Source organism: Streptomyces sp. NPDC059788, from assembly GCF_042732265.1.
GTDB lineage: Bacteria > Actinomycetota > Actinomycetes > Streptomycetales > Streptomycetaceae > Streptomyces.
Window position 1 is genome coordinate 26,995 of record NZ_JBHWHY010000040.1, and the last position, 24,006, is coordinate 51,000.

Annotated in this window: 21 protein-coding genes; 14 read left to right on the forward strand and 7 right to left on the reverse strand. The window is 69.1% G+C overall.

The features are described from left to right. Positions 1–223: 223 nt before the first annotated feature. From typA to ACFV57_RS30385, 6 genes are all read left to right on the forward strand, one after another. Positions 224–2,128, forward strand: coding sequence for a translational GTPase TypA (gene typA, locus ACFV57_RS30360; protein WP_385238753.1), 1,905 nt, complete (start codon positions 224–226; stop codon positions 2,126–2,128). Between the two features lie 491 nt (positions 2,129–2,619). Continuing rightward, positions 2,620–4,245 (forward strand): ABC transporter substrate-binding protein, encoded by a 1,626-nt coding sequence (locus ACFV57_RS30365; RefSeq protein ID WP_385238755.1) that lies wholly within the window; start codon positions 2,620–2,622, stop codon positions 4,243–4,245. Positions 4,246–4,341: 96 nt separating this feature from the next. Next, a complete protein-coding gene (locus ACFV57_RS30370; RefSeq protein WP_385238757.1) occupies positions 4,342–5,268 on the forward strand; it encodes an ABC transporter permease in 927 nt (308 codons plus the stop codon). Continuing rightward, positions 5,261–6,250 carry an ABC transporter permease gene (locus tag ACFV57_RS30375; RefSeq protein WP_385238759.1) on the forward strand — a complete coding sequence of 330 codons (990 nt, stop codon included), beginning with the start codon at positions 5,261–5,263 and terminating at the stop codon, positions 6,248–6,250. Before ACFV57_RS30370 ends, ACFV57_RS30375 begins: the two co-directional genes overlap by 8 nt. An 11-nt stretch (positions 6,251–6,261) precedes the next feature. Then, entirely contained in the window at positions 6,262–7,299 is a 1,038-nt protein-coding gene (locus ACFV57_RS30380; RefSeq protein ID WP_385238761.1) for an ABC transporter ATP-binding protein, read from the forward strand. Next, positions 7,292–8,344, forward strand: a complete 1,053-nt coding sequence (locus ACFV57_RS30385; RefSeq protein ID WP_385238763.1) for an ABC transporter ATP-binding protein — start codon at positions 7,292–7,294, stop codon at positions 8,342–8,344. The genes ACFV57_RS30380 and ACFV57_RS30385 overlap by 8 nt, the downstream gene beginning before the upstream one ends. 76 nt (positions 8,345–8,420) lie before the next feature. Here ACFV57_RS30385 and ACFV57_RS30390 read toward each other — a convergent pair whose 3' ends face one another. Then, the gene (locus ACFV57_RS30390) at positions 8,421–8,837 is read right to left on the reverse strand and encodes an ATP-binding protein (RefSeq protein ID WP_385238765.1); all 417 of its coding nucleotides are present in this window, start codon (positions 8,835–8,837) and stop codon (positions 8,421–8,423) included. A 134-nt stretch (positions 8,838–8,971) separates the two neighbouring features. Between ACFV57_RS30390 and ACFV57_RS30395 the strand changes: the two genes are divergently transcribed. The 3 genes from ACFV57_RS30395 to ACFV57_RS30405 all read left to right on the forward strand — a co-directional run bounded on the left by ACFV57_RS30395 (position 8,972) and on the right by ACFV57_RS30405 (position 10,772). Next, positions 8,972–9,835, forward strand: a complete 864-nt coding sequence (locus tag ACFV57_RS30395) for a helix-turn-helix domain-containing protein (protein WP_385238767.1) — start codon at positions 8,972–8,974, stop codon at positions 9,833–9,835. Positions 9,836–9,845: 10 nt separating this feature from the next. Beyond that, on the forward strand, positions 9,846–10,046 hold the full coding sequence (locus ACFV57_RS30400; RefSeq protein WP_385238768.1) for a DUF397 domain-containing protein: 201 nt from the start codon (positions 9,846–9,848) through the stop codon (positions 10,044–10,046). Positions 10,047–10,118: 72 nt separating this feature from the next. Further along, positions 10,119–10,772 (forward strand): hypothetical protein, encoded by a 654-nt coding sequence (locus ACFV57_RS30405; protein WP_385238770.1) that lies wholly within the window; start codon positions 10,119–10,121, stop codon positions 10,770–10,772. Between the two features lie 69 nt (positions 10,773–10,841). Here the strand turns inward: ACFV57_RS30405 and ACFV57_RS30410 are convergent, their stop codons facing one another. Continuing rightward, positions 10,842–11,537 carry a DNA alkylation repair protein gene (locus ACFV57_RS30410; RefSeq protein ID WP_385238772.1) on the reverse strand — a complete coding sequence of 232 codons (696 nt, stop codon included), beginning with the start codon at positions 11,535–11,537 and terminating at the stop codon, positions 10,842–10,844. A 250-nt stretch (positions 11,538–11,787) separates the two neighbouring features. Between ACFV57_RS30410 and ACFV57_RS30415 the strand changes: the two genes are divergently transcribed. Genes ACFV57_RS30415 through ACFV57_RS30435 form a run of 5 tightly spaced genes read left to right on the forward strand, consistent with a single transcriptional unit; the run spans position 11,788 to position 17,459 of the window. Further along, positions 11,788–13,410, forward strand: a complete 1,623-nt coding sequence (locus ACFV57_RS30415) for an ABC transporter substrate-binding protein (RefSeq protein WP_385238774.1) — start codon at positions 11,788–11,790, stop codon at positions 13,408–13,410. An 18-nt stretch (positions 13,411–13,428) separates the two neighbouring features. Then, positions 13,429–14,352, forward strand: coding sequence for an ABC transporter permease (locus ACFV57_RS30420; RefSeq protein ID WP_385238776.1), 924 nt, complete (start codon positions 13,429–13,431; stop codon positions 14,350–14,352). Continuing rightward, on the forward strand, positions 14,345–15,352 hold the full coding sequence (locus tag ACFV57_RS30425) for an ABC transporter permease (protein ID WP_385238778.1): 1,008 nt from the start codon (positions 14,345–14,347) through the stop codon (positions 15,350–15,352). The genes ACFV57_RS30420 and ACFV57_RS30425 overlap by 8 nt, the downstream gene beginning before the upstream one ends. A gap of 11 nt (positions 15,353–15,363) precedes the next feature. Next, the gene (locus ACFV57_RS30430) at positions 15,364–16,410 is read left to right on the forward strand and encodes an ABC transporter ATP-binding protein (protein ID WP_385238780.1); all 1,047 of its coding nucleotides are present in this window, start codon (positions 15,364–15,366) and stop codon (positions 16,408–16,410) included. Next, on the forward strand, positions 16,407–17,459 hold the full coding sequence (locus ACFV57_RS30435) for an ABC transporter ATP-binding protein (RefSeq protein ID WP_385238782.1): 1,053 nt from the start codon (positions 16,407–16,409) through the stop codon (positions 17,457–17,459). The genes ACFV57_RS30430 and ACFV57_RS30435 overlap by 4 nt, the downstream gene beginning before the upstream one ends. Positions 17,460–17,486: 27 nt before the next feature. Here ACFV57_RS30435 and ACFV57_RS30440 read toward each other — a convergent pair whose 3' ends face one another. The 5 genes from ACFV57_RS30440 to ACFV57_RS30460 all read right to left on the reverse strand — a co-directional run bounded on the left by ACFV57_RS30440 (position 17,487) and on the right by ACFV57_RS30460 (position 23,994). Continuing rightward, positions 17,487–18,479 carry a phospholipase gene (locus ACFV57_RS30440; protein ID WP_385238784.1) on the reverse strand — a complete coding sequence of 331 codons (993 nt, stop codon included), beginning with the start codon at positions 18,477–18,479 and terminating at the stop codon, positions 17,487–17,489. 204 nt (positions 18,480–18,683) lie between these two features. After that, positions 18,684–19,838, reverse strand: a complete 1,155-nt coding sequence (locus ACFV57_RS30445; protein ID WP_385238786.1) for an ABC transporter ATP-binding protein — start codon at positions 19,836–19,838, stop codon at positions 18,684–18,686. A gap of 174 nt (positions 19,839–20,012) precedes the next feature. Beyond that, on the reverse strand, positions 20,013–21,074 hold the full coding sequence (locus tag ACFV57_RS30450) for an ABC transporter ATP-binding protein (protein ID WP_385238788.1): 1,062 nt from the start codon (positions 21,072–21,074) through the stop codon (positions 20,013–20,015). A gap of 10 nt (positions 21,075–21,084) precedes the next feature. Beyond that, entirely contained in the window at positions 21,085–22,062 is a 978-nt protein-coding gene (locus ACFV57_RS30455; RefSeq protein WP_385238790.1) for an ABC transporter permease, read from the reverse strand. A gap of 129 nt (positions 22,063–22,191) precedes the next feature. Next, positions 22,192–23,994 carry an ABC transporter substrate-binding protein gene (locus tag ACFV57_RS30460; protein WP_385238792.1) on the reverse strand — a complete coding sequence of 601 codons (1,803 nt, stop codon included), beginning with the start codon at positions 23,992–23,994 and terminating at the stop codon, positions 22,192–22,194. Positions 23,995–24,006: the final 12 nt, after the last annotated feature.

Consider the following 24,006-nt stretch of genomic DNA (forward strand, 5'->3'; position numbering starts at 1 on the left):
TTACGCAGGGGTGGCACCCGGGCGAAGCACAGGTGGGTCCCCGGCGTACAGTAGCCGTTCGAAAACGGATCACCGCAGGTCAGAGCCGGTTCGTATGCCCTGGCGCTGCCGATGCGGCGGCAGCCCCGTACCATGGGGTGAGGCCGTGGCGTCTTCATGCCCGGCAGGCACACGTACCGGACCGTACGTGCAGCCATCCACGATCCGGGAGAAGCGCCGCAGTATGCCCACGCGCCACGACATTCGTAACGTCGCCATCGTCGCTCACGTCGACCACGGCAAGACCACGCTGGTCGACGCCATGCTCAAGCAGGCCGGCTCCTTCGCCGCGCACGCAGCCGAGTCCCTCGACGACCGCATGATGGACTCGAACGACCTGGAGCGTGAGAAGGGCATCACGATCCTGGCCAAGAACACGGCGGTGAAGTACCACCCCAAGGATGGCGGCGACGTCATCACCATCAACATCATCGACACCCCCGGCCACGCCGACTTCGGTGGCGAGGTCGAGCGCGGCCTGTCGATGGTGGACGCGGTCGTGCTCCTCGTGGACGCCTCCGAGGGCCCGCTGCCGCAGACCCGCTTCGTGCTGCGCAAGGCGCTGGACGCGAAGATGCCGGTCATCCTGTGCATCAACAAGACGGACCGCCCGGACTCCCGGATCGCCGAGGTCATCGACGAGACCTACGACCTGTTCCTGGACCTGGACGCGGACGAGGACCAGATCGAGTTCCCGATCGTCTACGCCTGCGCCCGTGACGGTGTCGCCTCGCTGACCAAGCCGGAGGACGGCACGGTCCCGCAGGACAGCACCAACCTGGAGCCGTTCTTCACCACCCTGCTGGACGCCGTCCCGGCCCCCGAGTACGACGAGTCGGCGCCGCTGCAGGCCCACGTCACCAACCTCGACGCGGACAACTTCCTCGGCCGTATCGCGCTGCTCCGGGTCGAGCAGGGCGAGCTGCGCAAGGGCCAGACCGTCGCGTGGATGAAGCGCGACGGATCGGTCCAGAGCGTGCGCATCACCGAGCTGATGATGACCGAGGCGCTCACCCGCAAGCCGGCCGAGGTCGCGGGCCCCGGCGACATCTGCGCCGTCGCGGGCATCCCCGACATCATGATCGGCGAGACGCTGGCCGACCCGGAGAACCCGGTCGCGCTGCCGCTGATCACCGTCGACGAGCCGGCGATCTCGATGACCATCGGTACGAACACCTCGCCGCTGGTCGGCCGTGGCGGCACCGGCAAGGGCGCGGACGCCAAGGCCGCGACCAAGGACCGCAAGGTCACCGCCCGCCAGGTCAAGGACCGTCTGGACCGCGAGCTGATCGGTAACGTCTCGCTGCGCGTGCTCGACACCGAGCGCCCCGACGCCTGGGAGGTGCAGGGCCGCGGTGAGCTGGCGCTGGCCATCCTGGTCGAGCAGATGCGCCGCGAGGGCTTCGAGATGACCATCGGCAAGCCGCAGGTGGTCACCAAGGAGGTCGACGGCAAGACCTTCGAGCCGGTCGAGCGCATGACGATCGACGTGCCCGAGGAGCACATGGGCGCCGTCACGCAGCTCATGGGTGTCCGCAAGGGCCGGATGGACAACATGTCCAACCACGGCTCCGGCTGGGTCCGCATGGAGTTCGTCGTCCCGTCCCGCGGCCTGATCGGCTTCCGTACGGAGTTCCTGACCAACACCCGCGGCACCGGCATCGCGCACTCCATCCACGAGGGCCACGAGCCCTGGTTCGGCACCCTGACGACCCGCAACAACGGTTCGCTGGTCGCCGACCGGGCCGGCGCGGTCACCGCCTTCGCGATGACCAACCTCCAGGAGCGCGGCGTGCTGTTCACCGACCCCGGCACCGAGGTGTACGAGGGCATGATCGTCGGCGAGAACTCGCGCTCCGACGACATGGACGTGAACATCACCAAGGAGAAGAAGCTCACCAACATGCGCTCCTCCTCGGCCGACTCCTTCGAGGCGATCGTGCCGCCGCGCAAGCTCTCCCTGGAGCAGTCGCTGGAGTTCTGCCGCGACGACGAGTGCGTCGAGGTCACCCCGGAGGCGGTCCGTATCCGCAAGGTCGTCCTCGACCAGAAGGAGCGCGGCCGTACCGCCTCGCGCGCCAAGCGCTGACCCGGACGCGTCGCCGGGAAACCACGCTGGGTAATTCCCGGCGGACGGCCGGCGATTACGCTCCGCGAGCGCCCCACCGGATTTTCCATCCGGTGGGGCGCTTTCCGTTTACCGGCTCCGCGCTCCCGCTAGCGCATTCATGTTTCCCGTGTCAACGGGATTCCGATTGCGATCCGGCCATGATGAGTCCGAATTACGGACGAAGATCACGATGTGGTGCGTCGACAGTCCGTTTCGTTACCGTCTGGATGGTTTGGTTTGTCCGGATTCCGAACTCTAGGAAAACGGATGTGACCAAACCGAGACCCCTTACACGTGGTTTATGGGGCGAAGGTGACTGAGACTGGGGTGCATTGAGCTCGGGTCAATGGGTCACGCGCTGTGGGGAGCGCCGACTCACGAGCAGCAGGGGCTGGTCGCTGGCTGTCAGGGGTGTCAGCTGCGGGCAGCTCCTTTCCATGAAGTGAATGGACTCATGAGGAGGCAGTCCCATGCGCGGTGCCAAGAGCGCCACCTGGGTCGCAGGTGCGATTGTCGTGGCGATGACCGCCACGGCGTGCGGCGGCGGCAGTGGTAGTGGCAACAACGCGGCCGTTGACCCCAACGGCACATACACCTACTACAGCACCGAGCCGCAGCACGAGCTGATCCCGACCAACAGCAACGAGGTCGGCGGCGGCTACATCATCAAGAACCTCTTCCGAGGTCTGGTGGACTTCGACGCCAACGGCAAGCTGCGTTACCAGAACGCCGAGAGCGTCGAGTCCACGGACAACCAGCACTTCACGGTGAAGCTGAAGAAGGGCTGGAAGTTCCACAACGGCGAGCCGGTGACGGCCTCCTCGTTCGTGGACGCCTGGAACTGGGGTGCCAACGCCAAGAACGCCCAGCTGAACTCCTCCTGGTTCGAGTTCATCAAGGGCTACGAGGACGTCCACCCGAAGGAGGGCGACCCGGAGACCGACAAGATGTCGGGCCTGAAGGTCGTCAACGACAACGAGTTCACCATCGAGCTGTCGAAGCCGGTCTCCACCTTCAAGGAGCGGCTCTTCTACGACGCCTTCTTCCCGCTGCCCAAGGCCTTCTTCAAGGACCCCAAGGGCTTCGGCGAGCACCCCATCGGCAACGGCCCGTACCAGCAGGACGGGAACTGGGAGCACAAGGTCCAGTTCAAGACGAAGAAGTACGCCGACTACAAGGGCGCGGACAAGCCCAAGAACGGCGGCGTGATCTTCAAGTTCTACAACACGGACGACAGCGCCTACAACGACCTGGTCTCCGACAAGGTCGACATCATGTACAAGGTCCCGAACTCGGCGACCAGCAAGTTCAAGAGCGACCTCGGTGAGCGCGCGGTCAACGAGCCGTACGGCGGCCAGACCACCATCGCCTTCCCCATGTACGACAAGGAGTGGGGCAAGCCCGAGAAGGCCAAGGTCCGCCAGGGCCTGTCCATGGCGATCGACCGCCAGACGATCGTCAAGACCGTGCTGAAGGACGCCTACGACGCGGCCGACGGCTGGGTGCCCTCGGTCGTCGAGGGCTACAAGAAGGACGCCTGCGGCGAGTTCTGCAAGTTCAACCCGACCAAGGCCAAGCAGCTGATCAAGGAAGGCGGTGGCGTCCCCGGCAACAAGATGACCATCACCTTCAACAACGACGGCGGCCACCGGGACTGGGCCGAGGCGGTCTGCAACGACATCAAGCAGAACACCGGCGTGAACTGCGCCGCCCAGCCGCGCCCGACCTTCCAGCAGGTCCGTAACGAGATCACCGGCAAGAAGATGGACAGCGCCTTCCGTATGGCGTGGGTCCAGGACTTCCCGAACATCTCCAACTTCATCTCCGAGCAGTACCGCACCGGTGCCGGCGCGAACGACATGGGCTTCTCCGACCCCGAGCTGGACAAGCTGATGGACCAGGCCAACAGCGCCAAGACCATCGAGGAGTCGAACAAGCTCTACGCCCAGGCCGAGACCAAGCTGACGGAGAAGATGCCCTCCATCCCGCTGTTCTTCGACCACACCCTCGGCGGTTACTCGAACAACGTGCAGAACGTGAAGTTCGACACCTACCGCCAGGCGATCTGGACCGACGTCGAGGTCAAGAAGAAGTAACCGGGACGCTGCATGTGACGCAGGCCCAGTAGCCGCCCGCCCCCACTTACCCCCGGGGCGAGGCGGCCACTGGGCCCGTCAGCGACAGGAGGAACCATGGGGCGTTATGTCGCGAGGCGACTGCTCCAGATGATCCCGGTTTTCATCGGGACCACTCTGCTCATTTTCCTGATGGTGTATTCGCTGCCGGGCGACCCCATCAAGGCGCTTTTCGGTGACAAGGCCGCCGACCCGGCCACCGTCGCCAGACTTCGGCACCAGTTCGGGCTGGACCAGCCCATGCTGACCCAGTACTGGAACTACCTGACCGGTCTGTTCAAGGGGGACTTCGGGCAGAGCTTCACCGGCCGCCCGGTCGCCGACCTGATCGGCGAAGCCTTCCCGGTGACCATCCGGCTGGCGCTCTACGCCTTCGCCATCGAGGTCGTCATCGGTGTCGCGCTCGGCATGCTCACCGGCCTCAAGCGCGGCAAGTTCATCGACCAGCTGGTCCTGGTGCTCACCCTCGTCGTGATCTCGGTCCCGGTGTTCGTGCTCGGCTTCCTCGCCCAGTTCTTCCTGGGCCTGAAGTGGCAGCTGATCACACCGACGGTTCAGGACTCCATGAACCTGGGGCAGCTGACCGTACCGGCGATCGTGCTCGGCGCCCTGTCGCTCGCGTACGTCACCCGGCTCACCCGTACCACCGTCGCGGAGAACCTGCGCGCCGACTACATGCGCACCGCGCTCGCCAAGGGCCTGCCCAAGAGCCGGCGCCTGGGCGTGCACCTGATGCGCAACTCCCTGATCCCCGTGGTCACCTTCCTCGGCACCGACCTCGGCATGCTGATGGGCGGCGCCATCGTCACCGAGGGCATCTTCAACGTCCAGGGCATCGGCAACACGCTGTACCGGGCGATCCAGACCAGTGAAGGCCCCACCGTGGTCGGCATCGTGACGGTGCTCGTCCTCATCTACCTCGTGAGCAGCCTGGTCGTGGACCTGCTGTACGCCGTTCTGGACCCGAGGATCCGCTATGCCTGAGAAGACAACTGTGAACCCCGGCAGCGTCGCGGGACCGGGCACCACCGGCGACACCGTGGACCTCGCGGCGCCCGGCGTCGGCGCCGCCGCTGCCGACGCGGCCGGCGGCGGCCCCAACAAGCCCCGCAGCCTCGGCCAGGACGCGTGGCGCGAGCTGCGCGTGCGGCCGATGTTCTGGATCGCCGGCGTCCTGCTCGTCCTGCTGATCGTCATGGCGATCGTGCCGTCGCTCTTCACGGGCGCCGACCCCGACCACGCCGACCTGCGCAACCACTACCTCGGCGAGCCCCAGTGGTCGCACCTGTTCCAGGTGGACTGGTTCGGCTACAACAAGCAGGGCCAGAGCGTATGGGCCCGTACGGTGTACGGCGCCCGCGCCTCGATCATCGTCGGCGTCTGTGTGACCTTCGCGGTCACCGTCTTCGGCGGTCTGCTCGGCATGCTCGCCGGCTACTTCGGCGGCTGGGCCGACGCCCTCCTGTCGCGCATCACCGACGTGTTCTTCGGCATCCCGCTGCTGCTCGGCGCGCTCGTACTCCTCCAGGCGTTCACCAACCGCACCGTGTGGACCGTGACCCTGGGCCTGTCCGTCTTCGGCTGGATGCAGCTCGCCCGCGTCATGCGCGGCGCGGTCATCACCCAGAAGCAGTCGGACTTCGTGACGGCCGCCAAGGCGCTCGGCGCCGGCCACAGCCGCATCCTGTTCAAGCACATCCTGCCGAACGCCATCGGGCCGGTCATCGTCGTCGCCACCATCGCGCTGGCCGGCTACATCTCCGCCGAGGCCACCCTGTCCTACCTGGGCATCGGCCTCCAGCCGCCGGCCATCTCCTGGGGCGTGGACATCTCCGCGGCCAAGGACGTGCTGCGCGACGCCCCGCACGTACTGCTCATCCCCTCGGCGTTCCTGAGCATCACCGTGCTGGCGTTCATCCTCCTCGGCGACGCGGTGCGCGACGCCCTCGACCCCAAGCTGCGCTGAGGGAGGCGTACGTGACCACCATCTCCAAGACCGCGGACGTTCCCGCGGCACAGTCGGACGACAAGGACAGCGGTCCGCTGCTCGACGTCCGTGACCTGCATGTCGAGTTCCACACCCGGGACGGCGTCGTCAAGGCCGTCAACGGCGTCAACTACAACGTCAGCGCGGGCGAGACGCTCGCCGTGCTCGGCGAGTCCGGCTCCGGCAAGTCCGTCACGGCGCAGGCCGTGATGGGCATCCTGGACATGCCCCCGGCGAAGATCCCGCAGGGCCAGATCCTCTTCCGCGGCCAGGACATGCTGACGATGTCCCCCGAGGAGCGCCGCCGTATCCGCGGCGCGAAGATCGCCATGATCTTCCAGGACGCGCTGTCGTCGCTGAATCCGGTGCTCACCGTCGGCTACCAGCTCGGCGAGATGTTCCGGGTCCACCAGGGCCTGTCCAAGAAGGACGCCAAGGCCAAGGCCGTCGAGCTGATGGACCGGGTCAAGATCCCGGCCGCCGCGGCCCGCGTCTCGGACTATCCGCACCAGTTCTCCGGCGGTATGCGCCAGCGCATCATGATCGCCATGGCGCTGGCCCTGGAGCCGGACCTGATCATCGCCGACGAGCCGACGACGGCCCTGGACGTGACGGTCCAGGCGCAGGTCATGGACCTGCTCGCGGACCTCCAGCGCGAGTACAACATGGGCCTGATCCTGATCACCCACGACCTGGGTGTGGTCGCGGACGTCGCCGACAAGATCGCGGTGATGTACGCGGGCCGGATCGTCGAGCACGCACCCGTACACGAGCTGTACGCGAACCCCGCGCACCCCTACACGCGCGGCCTGCTCGACTCCATCCCGCGCCTGGACCAGAAGGGCCAGGAGCTGTACGCGATCAAGGGCCTGCCGCCCAACCTGCTGAACATCCCGACGGGTTGCGCGTTCAACCCGCGCTGCCCCAAGGCGCAGGACATCTGCCGCACGGAGGCGCCGCCGCTGCACAGCGTCGCCGACGGCCGCGGCAGCGCGTGCCACTTCTGGGAGGAGACGATCAATGGCTGAGCCGAAGAAGGAAGCGCGGCGCGAGCCCATCCTCGAAGTCCGCGACCTGGTCAAGCACTTCCCGCTCACCCAGGGCATCCTGTTCAAGAAGCAGGTCGGCGCGGTCAAGGCCGTCGACGGCATCTCCTTCTCCCTGTACGAGGGCGAGACCCTCGGCATCGTCGGCGAGTCCGGCTGTGGCAAGTCCACCGTCGCCAAGCTGCTGATGAACCTGGAGCGGGCGACGTCCGGCGAGGTCTTCTACAAGGGCGAGGACATCTCCAAGCTGTCCGGGCGCGCGCTGAAGGCCGTGCGCCGCAACATCCAGATGGTCTTCCAGGACCCGTACACCTCGCTCAACCCGCGGATGACGGTCGGCGACATCATCGGCGAGCCCTTCGACATCCACCCGGAGGTGGCGCCGAAGGGCGACCGGCGCCGCAAGGTGCAGGACCTGCTGGACGTGGTCGGTCTCAACCCCGAGTACATCAACCGCTATCCGCACCAGTTCTCGGGCGGCCAGCGCCAGCGCATCGGCATCGCCCGCGGCCTGGCGCTCAACCCCGAGATCATCATCTGCGACGAGCCGGTCTCGGCGCTGGACGTGTCCGTCCAGGCGCAGGTCATCAACCTGATGGAGAAGCTCCAGGACGAGTTCAACCTCTCCTACCTCTTCATCGCGCACGACCTGTCGATCGTCCGGCACATCTCGGACCGGGTCGGGGTCATGTACCTCGGCAAGATGGCGGAGATCGGCTCCGACGAGCAGATCTACGACCACCCGACCCACCCGTACACCCAGGCCCTGCTCTCCGCCGTCCCCGTACCGGACCCGGAGGCCCGTGCCGGCCGTGAGCGGATCATCCTCTCCGGCGACGTGCCGTCCCCGGCCAACCCGCCGTCGGGCTGCCGCTTCCGCACCCGCTGCTGGAAGGCCCAGGACAAGTGCGCCGAGGAGGTGCCGCTGCTCGCCGTGCCGGAGCGCTTCGCCGCCACCGGCAGCCTGGCGGCGCACGAGTCGGCCTGCCACTTCGCGGAGGAGAAGGACGTGGTCGGCGCGGCCTGAGCGGCCCCGTACGCGCGTACGCGGGGGCGCCCGGAGCATGCTGCTCCGGGCGCCCCCGCCGCCGTTTCGCCAGCCGTCACCCGCGCACGCCCCGGGCCCCCTCTCCTTTGGGCACCACGGTGAACCACACCGCCTTCCCGTTCGGACAGTCCCGCACCCCCCAGCTGTCGGCGCAGGCGTCCACGATCCCGAGCCCCCGCCCGAACTCCTCGTCGACCTCGGCCTTCTGCTGCTCCGGCACGCCCGGCCCGGTGTCCCACACGGCGATCGTCAGATCGAACGGCGACCGGTCCACGCTCACATACGCGTCGGTCTTCGCGTACTGGTACGAGTTGGTCACCAGCTCCGACACCATCAGCTCCGCCGTCTCCACCAGGCAGCTCAGCCCGGCCCCGTGCAGGATGTGCCGCAGCGCGGCTCTGACGACACCGACCGCCCGCGGGTCGTGCGGAATGAACAAGCCGTAGGACCAGGTCTCGCTGGGCGTGCTCATGAGGCAGCCTCCAGGTGAGTGCAGTCTGTGACTGGCGACACACACAAGGTAGCGACTGGGGTTGTCTATTCACAACCACATGGCGGGGATGCTGAGTTGCGAAATACTGCTCGCGTGCACCGAGGGAGGGACCGATGGGACTGCGAGCCAACCCGACGTACCGTCAGCGACGCTTCGGGGCGGAGGTCCGCAAGCTGCGCGAGCGCGCGAGGCTCTCGGTGGGCGAGAGTGCCGCCGTGATGGGAATGCACCAATCGCACATCAGCAACGTCGAGAACGGGCGTACGAGCCTGTCCGCCGAGCGGCTGCGCAAACTCGCCGACGCGGTGGGGGACATCGACACCGCATACGTCGAGGCGCTGACCGACCTCGGACAGCAGAGCGGAAAGGGGTGGTGGAGCCTGTACCGCAACAGCGTCCGGGGACCGCTGCTCGACTTCGCCGAGCTGGAGGCGGGAGCCGAGTCCATCACCTGCTACGAGCCGATGTTCGTCCCCGGCCTGCTCCAGACGAGGGCGTACGCGGCGGCCGTGCACCGTGGCGGATACGTCGAGGTGTCCCGCAGCGCGGAGGCGTCCGCGGTGGATTTCCGGCTGGCGAGGCAGCGGGTGCTCTCCGGGGAACGGGCGCCGAGGTTCCACGCCGTCATCCATGAAGCCGCGCTGCGGGCGTCGTTCGGCGGCCGGGCGCTCATGCGCGATCAGCTGCTGCTCCTGCTCGAAGCCGCCCGCCTGCCGAACGTGACGGTCCAGGTGCTGCCGTTCGAAGGACCGGTGGCCTTCGGTACGGCCTTCACGGTGCTGACGCCGTCCGTCCGCGCACTGTCGACGGTGGTCGTCACCCACGTCGAGAACTCCCTCTACCTGGGCGAAGTTGACGCGATCAACCGGTATGCGCACACGTTCGATAGGCTGACGGAGGTCGCGCTCGGTCCCGAAGCGCCGCGTTCGAAGGACTCGGTCAGACTCATCGAGCGACTCCTGTACCCCCTGCTCTAGGAAGGTGCACATGTCCCGGTCCGATTGGCAGAAGTCCAGCTTCAGCGAAGGCCACACGGAGAACTGCGTCGAGGTGGCCGCCGGACCCGGCGGGACCCGGCGGGTGCGGGAGAGCGCCGGGCCCGGGACGGTGCTGGGAGTGTCCGTACGCGCGCTGGCCGGGCTGGTGCGGACGGTGAAGGCGGGGGCGCTCGACCGGGCGGCCGGATGATCCACGGGCGGGGCCGGAGCGGCCGGCGCAGACTGGAGGCGTAGGCACGTTCCACCGGGTGGGGTGAGGCCGATGCGCCGCCATGGCATCACGACGTCCGCCGCCGTCCTCGCGGCGGCCGCGGCCGCGCTGGCGGGCTGCGGGTCCTCCGGCGAGGGCCGCCCGGACCGTACGGGGACCACGGTCACCAGTACGCGCACGGTCACCGGGGAGCCGACGCCCTCCGCCGGCGGGACGGCTACGGAAGGCTCCGGCACCACCACCGCACGGGACGCCGCCTCCGTCGTCCAGGACTTCTACGCGGCCGTCAACGCCCGCGACTTCCGTCGCGCCTGGGACCTCGGAGGCAAGAACCTGGGCGGTTCGTACTCCTCCTTCGCCGCGGGCTTCGCCGATACCGTCCGCGACACCGTGCACGTCGTCGGTGTGAGCGGCGACGTGGTGACGGTGACACTGGAGGCCGCACAGCGGGACGGGTCGGTGCGGACCTTCGCCGGTACGTACACGGTCCGGGACGGGGGCATCGTCGCCGCGGACATCCGGGCGGTGGCGGGGCCTACGCCGAGTGACGGGGGCGGGCGTTCCCCGCGTCCCGGGCCGTCGACGGGCGGGCCCGACTTCGACTGCAGCGATCTCCACGGCCCGACCAAGGTCGGGCCCGACGATCCGCACCATCTCGACCGGGACGGCGACGGGACCGGCTGCGAGTCGGACGAGGGCCGGTGAGCCGCAGTCCACGCCCCGTGGCCGGGTGAGCGTCGCGGCGGCCGGTCGGGCCGCCGCCCGGTCCGTCGGTCAGGCCTTCGTCCCGTCGTCCCGGCGGCGCACCATCTCGGTGATCCAGGTGGGCGCGAACGGGGACGTGCAGCCCGGGGAGGTCGGGTAGTCCTTGAGGACTTCGAGGCGCTCACCGATGTCGATGGCGCGGGCGCGGTGCCCGGCGTGTGCGATGCCGATCTGGGCCAGGCAGTGGTTCATCGCCCACTGCAGGCGGTCGGGGGCGTCCTTCATCCGCGCTTCGATGGTGTCGAGCAGCCCCGTGAGATCGAGGCCCGCCGGCTTCTTCGCCACACGTTCGGCGGTCAGCGTCCAGCCGGCACTCGCGACCACCGGGTCGGGGTCGGCGGTCCAGGCCACGCGCAGCTCCTCGGCGTGCGGGCTCTTCTTCACCACGTTGCTCACGAGCCAGTCGTGCACCTTGGGGGTGCGCGCCTGTCGCAGCATGGCGTCCAGCTCGTCCCGGCCGAACGCCTTCGGGCGGCAGATCAGGATCGCCAGCAGTTTCGCCGCGCTGTCGTCCGTCTCCCAGAGCTCGCGCGCGAGGTCCGGCCGCGTCTTCAGGCGCTTCGCGAGCGCGCGCAGCTTGCCGAGGTTCACGGCGTGGTCGTCACCGTGCCTCGCGTTCACTTCGCGTGTCTTCGGGTCCGCGAGTCCGTCCAGCTCGGCCGTCACCTCGGCCACCGTCGGCCCGGTCCGCGTCGTCTCGGCCACCTGGGCCTCCTGCTCCTCGCGTGCGAAGAGCCAGCCTACGACGTGGGTCCGGCCGCTCGACGGCGTCGGCCGGGCGGCGCCGCCCGATCGGCCCCGCCCGTCCGGGCCGCCGACCGGCGAAGATCGCTCGTACGGGGGGTTCTGTCCCGTGTTGCGGCTGAGTGACGGGTTCTGAGGGGTTTGAGGTGTCAGGTTGGGGTCGGCAGGACGGGTGGGGTGTCCCGGGTCGCGGTGTTGAGGAGGCAGGGCGTTGCGCGGAGGCTTGCGCGCCGGGTCGGCGTTCTTCGTGGCCGCCGCGGTCGCCGTGGCGGCTGCCGGGTGCGGCGGGGGCGGGCAGGACCCCAGCGTCGTACGGGCGTCCTGGGGCGACCCGCAGAACCCGGTGGAGCCGGCCAACACCACCGACGTACAGGGCGGCAAGGTGCTCGACCTGGCCTTCCGGGGGCTCAAGCGGTACAACCCGCGGACGGCTGTGGCGGAGAACATGGTCGCGGAGTCGGTCGAGTCGCCGGACGCGCGGAACTTCACCGTGAAGCTGAAGCCGGGGTGGACGTTCAGCAATGGCGAGAAGGTGACCGCCCGTTCTTTCGTGGACGCCTGGAATTACGGGGCCCTGGTCACCAACCGGCAGCAGGGCGCGCCGTTCTTCAGTTACGTCGAGGGATATGAGCAGGTGCATCCCGAGGAGGCGGGGGCGAAGCCGACCGCGAAGACGATGCGGGGGCTGCGGGTACGGGACGAGCTGACGTTCACGGTCCGGCTGAACCAGAAATTCGGGCTGTGGCCGGACATGCTCGGCTACAACGCCTTCATGCCGCTGCCCCGGCTGTTCTTCACCGATCACGACGCGTGGCTGGCGAAACCGGTCGGCAACGGGCCGTACGCCGTGCAGTCGTATGCCAAGGGCGGGATCATGCGCCTGCGGACCTGGAAGAACTATCCCGGTCCGGACCGGGCGAAGAACGGCGGGGTCGATCTCCAGGTCTATACGGACAACGACACCGCCTACACCGATCTGATGGCCGGGAATCTCGATCTGGTCGACGACGTCCCGGCTCCGCAGCTGAAGCATGTGCAAAAGGATCTGGGCGGCCGGTACATCAACCAGCCCGCCGGGATCATCCAGACGCTGTCGTTCCCGATGTACGACGGGAAGTGGTCGAAGCCGGGGGTGGAGAAGGTACGGCGGGGGATTTCCATGGCCGTCAACCGGCCCGCGATCACCCGGCAGATCTTCCGGGGGACGCGCACGCCCGCCACCGACTGGACCGCGATGGCCCTGGGGGAGCACGGCGGCTACCAGGCGGGGCTCTGCGGCGCCGCGTGCACCTACGATCCGGCCGCGGCCCGGAAGCTGGTGGCCGAGGGGGGCGGAATTCCCGGCGGCTCGATGAAGGTGACGTACAACGCGGACACCGGATCGCACAAATTGTGGGTGGACGCCCTGTGCAACAGCGTCAACAAGGCGCTGGGCCGGCACGTGTGCGACGGCAGCCCGATGGGGACTTTCGCCGACTACCGCACCAAGGTCACCAACAAGAAGATGAGCGGCCCGTACCGCGCCGGCTGGCAGATGGACTATCCGCTGATCCAGACCTTCCTGCAGAGCCAGTACTTCACCGGCGCCTCGTCCAACGACTCCGGCTGGAGCAACAAGGAATTCGACCGGCTGGTGAGCCGGGCGAACGCCCAGAGCGACCAGCGGCAGGTCAATGACACCTACCACCAGGCCGAGCGGCTGCTCGCGCGGGAAATGCCGGCGATTCCGCTCTGGTACCAGAACGGCAGCGGCGGCTACGCGGACCGGGTCGGGCACGTCGCCCTGAACCCCTTCAGCGTCCCGGTGTACGAGCAGATCACGATCAGGGACTGAGGGGACGGGCGGGCGGCCATGGGGCGTTATGTGATCCGGCGGCTGTTGCAGATGGTGCCGGTCTTCATCGGTGCCACCTTCCTGATTTTCGTGATGGTGTACGCGCTCGGCGATCCGGTCGCCGCCCTTTCCGGCGACCGCGCGCCCGACCCCGCGACCGCCGCGCAGATCCGCCGCGAACTCCATTTGGACCGGCCGCTGTGGCAGCAGTACCTGCATTACATGGGGCAGATCTTCAGCGGTGACTTCGGCACCACCTTCGACGGGCAGCCGGTCCTGGACAAGATGGGCACCGCCTTCCCCGTCACCCTGCGGCTGACCGCCGTCGCCATCGTCGCGGAGATCGTCGTCGGCGTGACGCTCGGCGTGCTCAGCGGGCTGCGGCGGGGCCGGCTGCTGGACTCCGGGGTGCTGGTGCTCACGCTGGTCGTGGTGTCCGTACCGACGTTCGTCAGCGGCTACGTCCTCCAGTACCTGCTGGGCGTGAAGTGGGCGTGGGTGAGCCCGGCCGTCGCGCTGGGCGCGCCCCTGGACGAACTGCTGCTGCCGGGCTGTGTGCTGGCGCTGGTGTCGCTGGCGTACGTCACCCGGCTCACCCGCACGTCGATCGCGGAGAACGCCCGCGCCGACTATGTCCGTACGGCCGTCGCCAAGGGGCTGCCCCGGCGGCGGATCGTCGTGCGGCACCTGCTGCGCAACTCACTGATCCCGGTGGTCACCTTCATCGGCGCCGACGTCGGCACCCTGATGGGCGGCGCGGTGGTCACCGAACGGATCTTCAATGTGCACGGCGTCGGCTACGAGCTGTACCAGGGCATCGTCCGCCAGAACTCCCCGACCGTCGTCGGCTTCGTGACCGTCCTGGTCATCGTCTTCCTGCTGGCGACCCTGATCGTCGACCTCCTGTACGCCGTGCTCGACCCGAGGATCCGCTATGCCTGACCCCGCGCACGAGCGCCCGGAGCCGTTCCAGTCGACGGGCGGCAAGGCGTCGCTGCCCGCCGCCGAGGCGGAGTCGGTGGGCGCGCTGGCCGCGACACCGGAGGTGCCGGGCGCCCCGGGATCACCCCAGGGGACGGGGGCGCAGCCCGTCGGCCGGGCCCGCAGCCTGTGGTCGGACGCCTGGCACGACCTGCGCCGCAACCCGGTCTTCATCGTCTCCGGCCTGCTGATCCTCTTCTTCCTGCTGGTCGCCGTCCGGCCGTCCCTGCTGACCGGCACCGACCCGCTGGACTGCGACATCACCATGTCGCAGGAGGGCGCGCGAAGCGGCCACCCGTTCGGCTTCGACACCCAGGGCTGCGACGTGTTCGCGCGGACGGTGTACGGGGCGCGCGCCTCCGTGACGGTCGGCGTCTGCGCCACGGCCGGGGCGGCCCTCCTCGGCGGTGTGCTGGGCGGCCTCGCCGGGTTCTTCGGCGGCTGGTGGGACGCGCTGCTCTCCCGTGTCGCGGACATGTTCTTCGCCATCCCGATGCTGCTGGGCGGCCTGGTCTTCCTGTCCGTCGTGCCGTCCGGTTCGGTGTGGCCGGTCGTCGGGTTCATCGTGCTGCTGGGCTGGCCGCAGCTCGCGCGCATCGCCCGCGGCTCCGTACTGACCGTCAAACAGGCCGACTTCGTCCAGGCCGCGCGGGCCCTGGGAGCCGGGAACACCCGCCTGCTGCTGCGGCATCTGGCGCCCAACGCGGTCGCGCCGGTGATCGTCGTGGCGACCATCGCGCTGGGCACGTACATCGCGCTGGAGGCGACGCTGTCCTACCTGGGCGTCGGGCTGAAGCCGCCGACCGTCTCCTGGGGCATCGACATCTCCGAGGCGTCCAAGCAGATCCGCAACGCGCCGCACATGCTGCTGTGGCCCGCGGGCGCGCTCAGCCTGACCGTACTGGCGTTCATCATGCTCGGCGACGCGGTCCGCGACGCCCTCGACCCCAAGTTGCGCTGAGGAGACGGTGGATGACGGCTGAGGGGACGCGGGGGGCCACGGCCTCCGGCGCCGGGGCGGACGGCGGCACGCTGCTGGACGTGCGCGGCCTGAAGGTGGAGTTCCGTACGCGGGACGGCGTCGCGCACGCGGTCAACGGGGTCAGCTACCAGGTCGCGGCGGGCGAGACGCTGGCAGTGCTGGGCGAGTCGGGCTCGGGCAAGTCGGTGACCGCGCAGGCCGTGCTGGGCATCCTGGACACGCCGCCCGGCCGCATCACGGGCGGCGAGATCCTCTTCCACGGGCGCGACCTGCTGCGGATGGGCGCCGAGGAGCGGCGCAGAATCCGCGGCACCGAACTGGCGATGATCTTCCAGGACGCGCTGTCGGCGCTCAATCCGGTGCTGAGCGTGGGAGCGCAGCTCGGGGAGATGTTCGAGGTGCACCGGGGCGCGTCCCGCAAGGAGGCGCGCGCCCGCGCCGCCGAGCTGATGGACCGGGTGCGCATCCCGGCCGCCAGGAGCCGGGTGGGCGACTATCCGCACCAGTTCTCCGGCGGGATGCGCCAGCGCATCATGATCGCGATGGCGCTGGCCCTGGAGCCGGACCTGATCATCGCCGACGAGCCGACGACGGCCCTGGACGTGACGGTCCAGGCGCAGGTCATGGATCTGCTCGCGGAGCTGCGCAGGGAGTACGCCATGGGCCTCGTCCTGATCACCCACGACCTGGGCGTGGTCGCCGACGTCGCCGACCGGATCGCGGTGATGTACGCGGGCCGCATCGTCGAGACCGCCCCCGTCCACGACCTCTACCGGGCGCCCGCCCACCCGTACACCCGCGGCCTGCTCGACTCCATCCCGCGCCTGGACCACAAGGGCCGCGAACTGTACGCGATCAAGGGCCTGCCGCCCGGCCTGACCGCGATCCCGCCGGGCTGCCCCTTCCACCCGCGCTGCCCCAGGGCGCGGGACGTCTGCCGCACGGACCGGCCGCCGCTCTACGACGTGGCACCGGGCCGGGCCAGCGCGTGCCACTTCTGGGAGGAGACCATCGGTGAGCAAGGAGGCGGCCGGTGAGCGCTGAGGCGGACGCCCGCGCAGGGGAGCCGGTCCTCGACGTACGGGACCTGGCCAAGCACTATCCGCTGACGCGCGGCGTCGTGCTGCGCAAGCAGGTCGGCTCGGTCAAGGCGGTGGACACCGTCTCGTTCGTGCTGCGCAAGGGGGAGACGCTCGGCATCGTCGGGGAGTCCGGGTGCGGCAAGTCGACGGTCGCCAAGCTGCTGGTCGGGCTGGAGAAGCCGACGGGCGGGCGGATTCTGTACCGGGGCGAGGACATCACCAGGCTGTCGGGGCGCGCGCTGAAGGCCGTGCGCCGCAACATCCAGATGGTCTTCCAGGACCCGTACACCTCGCTCAACCCGCGGATGACGGTCGGCGACATCATCGGCGAGCCGTACGAGATCCACCCGGAGGTGGCGCCGAAGGGCGACCGGCGCCGCAAGGTGCGGGACCTGCTGGACGTGGTCGGTCTCAACCCCGAGTACATCAACCGCTATCCGCACCAGTTCTCCGGCGGCCAGCGCCAGCGCATCGGCATCGCGCGCGGCCTGGCGCTGCGCCCGGAGGTGATCGTGGCGGACGAGCCGGTCTCGGCCCTGGACGTGTCCGTCCAGGCGCAGGTCGTCAACCTCCTGGAGCGCCTCCAGGACGAGTTCGACCTGTCGTACGTCTTCATCGCGCACGATCTGTCCGTCGTGCGGCACATCTCCGACCGCGTCGCGGTGATGTACCTCGGCCGCTTCGCCGAGACCGGGACGGAGCAGGAGATCTACGGCCACCCGACGCACCCGTACACCCAGGCCCTGCTGTCCGCCGTGCCCGTACCGGACCCCCGGGCACGCGCCCGGCGCGACCGCATCCTGCTGTCCGGCGACGTGCCCTCACCGGCCGATCCGCCGTCCGGCTGCCGCTTCCGTACGCGCTGCTGGAAGGCGCGGGAGCGCTGCGCGCTGGAGGTGCCGGCGCTGGCCGTGCCGGAGGGGTTCGAGGACGTGACGGGGCCCGCCCGGCACGACTCGGCGTGCCACTTCGCGGCGGAACGGCGGGTCGTGCCGGGAGGCTGACGGGCTGTCCCGCTCCGGGGGCCGGTTTCAGCTGCCGAACGGAACGTCGCTGTTCGTGGCCATCCGCCGCTCGTCCGGATGCCGGGCGACGTAGCCCGTGACGGTGGACAGCGCCGCCTTGGCGGAAGTGCCGCTGCCGCAGCCGCCGCGCCACTTGGACGTGCCGTCCGGGTAGCAGGCGGCCCGCAGCCCGTAGATGAGGCTGTCGGCGTCGGCGCCGCCGGCCGCGTACGGTGCCAGCAGCTTGTCGACGTGCTTCCCGTCGCCCTTCCCGACCGTCCAGCCGGACGTCAGACCGAGCTCCCCGCGGTCCCGTTCCCGCGATCCGGCCCGGAGTTCGGAGACGATGTTGCGGGAATTGAGCGAGATGCTGAAGAGCCCCTTGTCCATCACCCGCTGCTTCTTGGGAACGGTCGGGCCGTGGGTCGCGAACGTCTTCGCCACGTCCCCGGAACTGCCGCTGAGCGCGATCCCTTCGAGCGGGCGCAGGCCGGACACCACGTCCTTCCAGCCGGGCCCTCCCTCGGTGCCGTAGAACCCGTAGAGGACCCGTACGCCCTGCTTCTCGACGGTGCGGCGGGCCAAGTCGCGCAGTGCCGCCATCGAGCAGTGCCGCCACTTCGCGTCGTCGCCGCGGCAGTAGTCCGGGTTCTTGACGTCGAGCCACACGAAGCTGACGGTCCTGCCCTCGGCGCGCCGCTGGGCGATGCGCTCCAGCATGGCCTGCATCGGGTCACCGGCGCTGGTGGGGGTGCCGTCGTGGTCCGCCCACCAGCCCTTCTTCCAGGCGGTGGCGTCGATCTCGACGGCGTTGGCCCCGTCCCGCAGCGCGGCGTCCACGCCGTCGGCGGTCAGCACGCGGTGGGCGATGGCGTAGGTGGGCCGCTGCGCGTCCTGGCGGGGGCCGGTGGCGGCGTCGGCCGGTGCGCTCGTACAGATGAGCGTCAGAACTCCGGCGGCGGCCAGGACAGGGACGCGGGCGCGTGTCCGGGCCGGAAAGCGGTGAGCCATGGTCTGCATAGATCCTCTTGTGGATTTGTCGCCTCCTCGGCTTCGCCCGTCCGGAGAACGGCGCACGGTGGTGCCGTCGCGATGTCCGCCCACGGGGAAAGCCGGAAGCAGGCGCCGCGTCCCGGTGCCGGTCCGCGTGCCCGCTCCGGTTCCCGCCTGCCCCGGAAGTCCGGTCCGACACCGGTGGAAGCCGCGGCGGGGAATCCGGCCCGTTCAGGAATCCCCGTGGGCCGCCTCGGGCCCGGGTGCCGCGTCCTCGATCGCCGCCAGTGCCGGGTCCAGCACGATGTCGGTGTCCCGCGCCGCCGTCGTGGGCTCCTCCGGGAAGTGGCAGGCCGTCAGGTGCCCGGCCGCGTTGCCGCTGATCCGCACCAGCGGCGGCTCCTCGGCGGCGCACTTGTCGCGCGCCTTCCAGCAGCGCGTACGGAACCGGCAGCCCGACGGCGGATCGATCGGCGAGGGCACGTCGCCGGCCAGCCGGATGCGTTCTCGGTCGTCCGCCTCGTCCTGCGCGTCCAGCAGCCGGGCCTCGGGGACGGCGGAGAGCAGCGCGTGGGTGTACGGGTGGCGCGGCCGGTGGTAGATCGAGTCCCGGTCGCCGACCTCGACGATCTTGCCGAGGTACATCACCGCGACGCGCTGGCTGAAGTGCCGCACGATCGCCAGGTCGTGCGCGATGAACAGGAACGCGATGTCCAGCTCGCGCTGCAACTCCTGGAGCAGGTTGACGACCTGGGCCTGGATGGAGACGTCCAGCGCCGAGACCGGCTCGTCCGCGACGATCAGCTTCGGCTCCAGGGCGAGCGCGCGGGCGACGCCGATGCGCTGGCGCTGGCCGCCGGAGAACTCGTGCGGGAAGCGGTTGTAGTGCTCGGGGTTGAGACCGACGATCTCCAGGAGTTCGCGGACCCGGTGCTCCCGGCCGCCCTCCGGGTCGATGCCGTTGATCTCCATCGGCCCGCCGATGATGGTGCCGACCGTCTGCCGCGGGTTCAGCGACGAGTACGGGTCCTGGAAGATCATCTGGATCTCGGAGCGGACCGGCGCCAGCTCCTTGCGCCCGGCGTGGGTGATGTCCCGGCCCCGGTACGTGATCGAACCGCCGGTCGGCTCCAGCAGCCGGGTCAGCAGCCGCCCGGTGGTGGACTTGCCGCAGCCGGACTCGCCGACCAGGCCGAAGGTCTCACCGCTGTACACGGTCAGGTCGATGCCGTCGACCGCCTGTACCGCGCCGATCCGGCGTTTGAACGGGAACCCGGCCATGATCGGGAAGTGTTTGGTCAGGCCCTCGGCGCTCAGCAGCACATCGCCGGGCCCGCCGGCGGCCGGACGGGGAGCGGGCACGATGACGTCTTCGGGTGTGCTCATGGGTTCGCTCCTAGGTCGTGTCTTTTGGATCAGCCTGGATCAGCCCGCGGCGTCTGGTGCGGTGCATCGCAAGGCGGAGCATTGCCCTCGGACTGGGTGTCCGTGGGTGATGCGACAACGCCGCGAGGGGCCGTGCCAGGCGCCGCGGGCCCAGGGTGATCCGAAAGACACGGCCTAGCCCAGCCGGGGCTTGATCTGTTCGGTGAACAGGGTGTGTTTCTGCTCGGCGTCCAGGTGGCAGGCCGCGGCCCGGCCCGGGGCCAGCGCCGGGCGTTCGTCCTGGCAGCGGGTGCCGCCGACCTCGGGGACGAAGCCGCAGCGCGGGTGGAAGGGGCAGCCCGACGGCGGCGAGAGCAGGCTCGGCGGCGCGCCGGGGATCGGTGTCAGCGGCTCCTCCACGCTCGCCGACAGCCGCGGCATCGAGCCCAGCAGGCCCCAGGTGTACGGGTGCCGCGGCTCCGTGAGGATCTCCTTGACGGTGCCGCGCTCGACGGCCCGCCCGGCGTACATCACCAGCAGTTCGTCGGCGGTGTTGGCGACCACGCCCAGGTCGTGGGTGATCAGGATGATCGCCGAGCCGAACTCCTGCTGGAGGTCCTTGAGCAGGTCCAGGATCTGCGCCTGTACGGTCACGTCCAGCGCGGTCGTCGGCTCGTCGGCGATCAGCAGGGACGGGTTGCACACCAGTGCCATCGCGATCATGGCACGCTGTCGCATCCCGCCGGAGAACTGGTGCGGATAGTCGTCCACCCGCAGCGTCGGCTGCGGGATGCCCACCTTGTCGAGCATCTCGACCGCGCGCCTGCGGCCCTCGCGCTTGCTCGCGCCGGTGTGCTTGACGAACGGCTCGGCGATCTGGCGGCCCACCGTGTAGTACGGCGACAGCGACGTCAGCGGGTCCTGGAAGATCATCGCCATCTTGTTGCCGCGCAGCTTCTCCAGGTCCTTCTCGCGGGCGCCGGTCAGCTCGTGGCCGTCGAGCACGATCTCACCGGTGATGGTCGTGTAGTTGGGGCTGTGCAGGCCCAGGATGGCGAGGTTGGTCACCGACTTGCCGGAGCCGGACTCGCCGACGATGCCGAGGGTGCGGCCGCGCTCCAGGTCGAAGGAGAGGTCGTCGACCGCCTTGACGACGCCGTCCTCGGTGGCGAACCGCACGTACAGGTCGCGGACGGACAGGAACGGGCCGGAGGCGGCCGGGACCGGCGCGTCCGCGGGCCGGGTGAGTGTGGACACGGGGTCTCTCCTAGGACAGCCGCACGCGCGGGTCGATGAACGCGTAGCAGGCGTCCACCACGATGTTGAACAGGATGATGAAGGTCGCGGCGAACAGCATCACGCCCATGGTCATGGGCAGGTCGGTGTTCTGCACCGACTTCACGGCCAGGGTGCCCAGGCCCGGCAGTGCGAAGGTGTATTCGGTGATCATCGCGCCGCCGAAGAGGGAGCCGAGATCGATGCCGAAAATGGTGACGATGGGAATGAGCGAGCCGCGCCAGGCATAGCGGAAGAAGACCGCACGGGACGCCATTCCCTTCGCCCGCGCGGTCCGTACATGGTCCTCCTGAAGCTGCTCGATCATCGACGAGCGGGCCATACGCGTGTACTGCGCGGTGAAGATGACGGACAGCACGCACCACGGAATGATCAGCCCCAGGAACCAGCCCAGCGGGTCCTCGGTGATCGGCACGTATTTCGGCTGACCGAACCAGCCGAGGTTGTAGACCAGCAGCGCGAGCACGATCGGCCCGATGAAATAGATCTGCATCGAGGAGAGCACCAGCGAGGACGAGCTGAAAATCTTGTCGATGAGCCGGCCCTGCTTCCAGGCGGCGATCATTCCCGTACCGACACCCACGGTCAGGAACACCGCGGCGGCGCCGATCGTCAGCGAGATGGTGGTGGGGAACCGGTCCACGATCGTGGCCCAGACGGGGTCGCCGTTGGCGAACGAATAGCCGAAGCAGGGGGCCGGGCAGGGCCCCTGCGCGAAATCCCGTCCGGTCACGATGCCGGACATGAATTCCCAGTACTGGACCGGTACGGGCTTGTCGAGTCCGAGATTCTTGTGGATCACTGCGATGGCGTCGGGCGTGCAGTTCTTTCCGCAGGCCAGCAGCGCGGGATCCCGGGGGGCGGCGAAGAAGAGGAAGAACGTGAACGCGCTGATGATCAGCAGGATCACGATCGCGCCGAGGGACCGGCGGAAGAGGAAACGCAGCATGGCAGTCGCAGCTCTCGTGGGCAGCCGGAAGGTCGGGGGTGCGCCGGGCCGGTGTGCCCGCCCGGGGCGGCGGGCACACCGGGCGCGGGCGGCGCACGGCGCGAGGTCGGCGCCGGGGCGCCGGCGTCGCTACTTCTTCACGTACATCTTGGTCGGGTCGACGGAGCTGATGATGTCGTTGTTGACGACCCCGCCGACCTTGGACCCGTGCAGCTGGACCTGCTTGTAGTAGAAGGTCGGCAGCTGCGGCAGGTCCTCCTTGAGAATCCGCTCGCCGAGCGCGAACCAGTCGTGCGCGGCCTGCTTCTGGTCGGTCATCTGGGAGATCCGGTCGATCTCCTTGTTGACCGCGGGGTTGTTGTAGTGCGAGTAGTTCGGCGCGTTGTCCTGGATCTGCCGGCCGTCGTAGACCGGCGGGATCACGGTCAGCGAGCTGGGCCAGTCGGCGCCCCAGGCGGACGGGTAGATGTCGAACTGGTTGTCGACCTTGCCGATGATGTCGTAGTACGTGTCCGACGGCAGGTCCTTGTTCTGCACGTTGAAGCCGGCCTTGCGCAGGTTGTCGGCGACCGCGACCGAGTACTTCTGCGGCTCGGGCGCGTTGGTGTACGCGAAGGTCAGCTTCATGCCGACCTTGCCGGCCTCCTTGAGCAGCTGCTTGGCCTTCTCCACGTCGCCCATCGGCTTCTTCAGCTTGCCGTACGGGTCGATGTCCTTGTGGCCGGTGAGCGTCGGGCTGATGTAGCTGCCCGCCAGCTCGCCGCCGCCCGGCGTGCCGAACGCGTCCAGGATGGCCTGGATGGGGATCGCGTAGGCGATGGCCTCGCGGACCTTCTTGTCCTTCAGGCGCTTCATGTTGAAGTTGATGGCGCCGACGTAGGGCTGGTAGCCGGAGGTGGAGCGCTTCTTGACGTCCGGCTCGCCGGCCACCTGCTGGAGGCTGGCCGCGTCGACCTGGTTGTTGAAGCTGACGGCCGTCTTGTTGTCGGCGCTGTCGGACATCAGCCGCTGCGTCGAGTCGGGGTAGGAGACGCCGAACTGGATGTCGAACCGGTCGACGTACTGGTGGCGGGTGATGTCCGTCTTCGGGTCCCAGTTGGGGTTGCGGACCAGTGACATGCCCTTGCCGGACTTGAACGACCCCGGCTGGATCTTGTACGGCCCGGAGCAGACCGGGTTCTTGTCGTACCGCTCCCTGGTGTCGCCCTTCTCCGGCACGACCGCGTAGCCGGCCATGGCCAGCGCGTACGGGAGGTCGCCGACCGGCTTCTTGAAGTGGAAGCGCACGGTGCTCTCGTCCGGGGTCTCCAGCACGCTGTCGGGCAGGTGCTTGCCGCCGTACGGGCCGCCCGGCAGCAGCTTGCGGTACTCGTTGCCCTCCGCGTCGGCCAGCCAGCGCTGCACGTACGTCGGGCCGTTGGAGATGAAGTTCGCGAAGGTCCGCTCGAAGGTGTGCCGGATGTCCTTGGAGGTGATCGGCGAGCCGTTCTCGAACTTCAGGCCCTTCTTCAGGGTGTACGTCCAGGTGCGGCCGCCGTCGGTGGACTTGCCGCTGTCCGTCGCCAGGTCGCCGACGACCGTGTACTTGCCGCTGTTGTCCAGGTGGTACGAGGTCAGACGGCGGAAGATCAGCGTGGAGAGGGTGCCCTCGTCGCTGACGTAGATCTGCGCCGGGTCCAGGTGGTCGTAGGTGTCGCGCTGGTAGACCTTGAGGGTGCCGCCGGAGGTCGCCCCGGGCACCGCCTCGGCCGGTCCCGTGGACGCCTTGGCGTCGCCGAAGGCGATCTGGGCGCGCTGGCTCTCGGCCTTCTCGCGCCCCTGGTCGTCCTCCGCCCCCTTGCCGGCCCCGCTGCTGCAGGCGGTCAGGACCAGCGCCCCCGCGGACAGCGCCACGACCGTGGCGCGTGCTCTGTGCGTACGGACTGTCTTCATGGTGGTGGATGC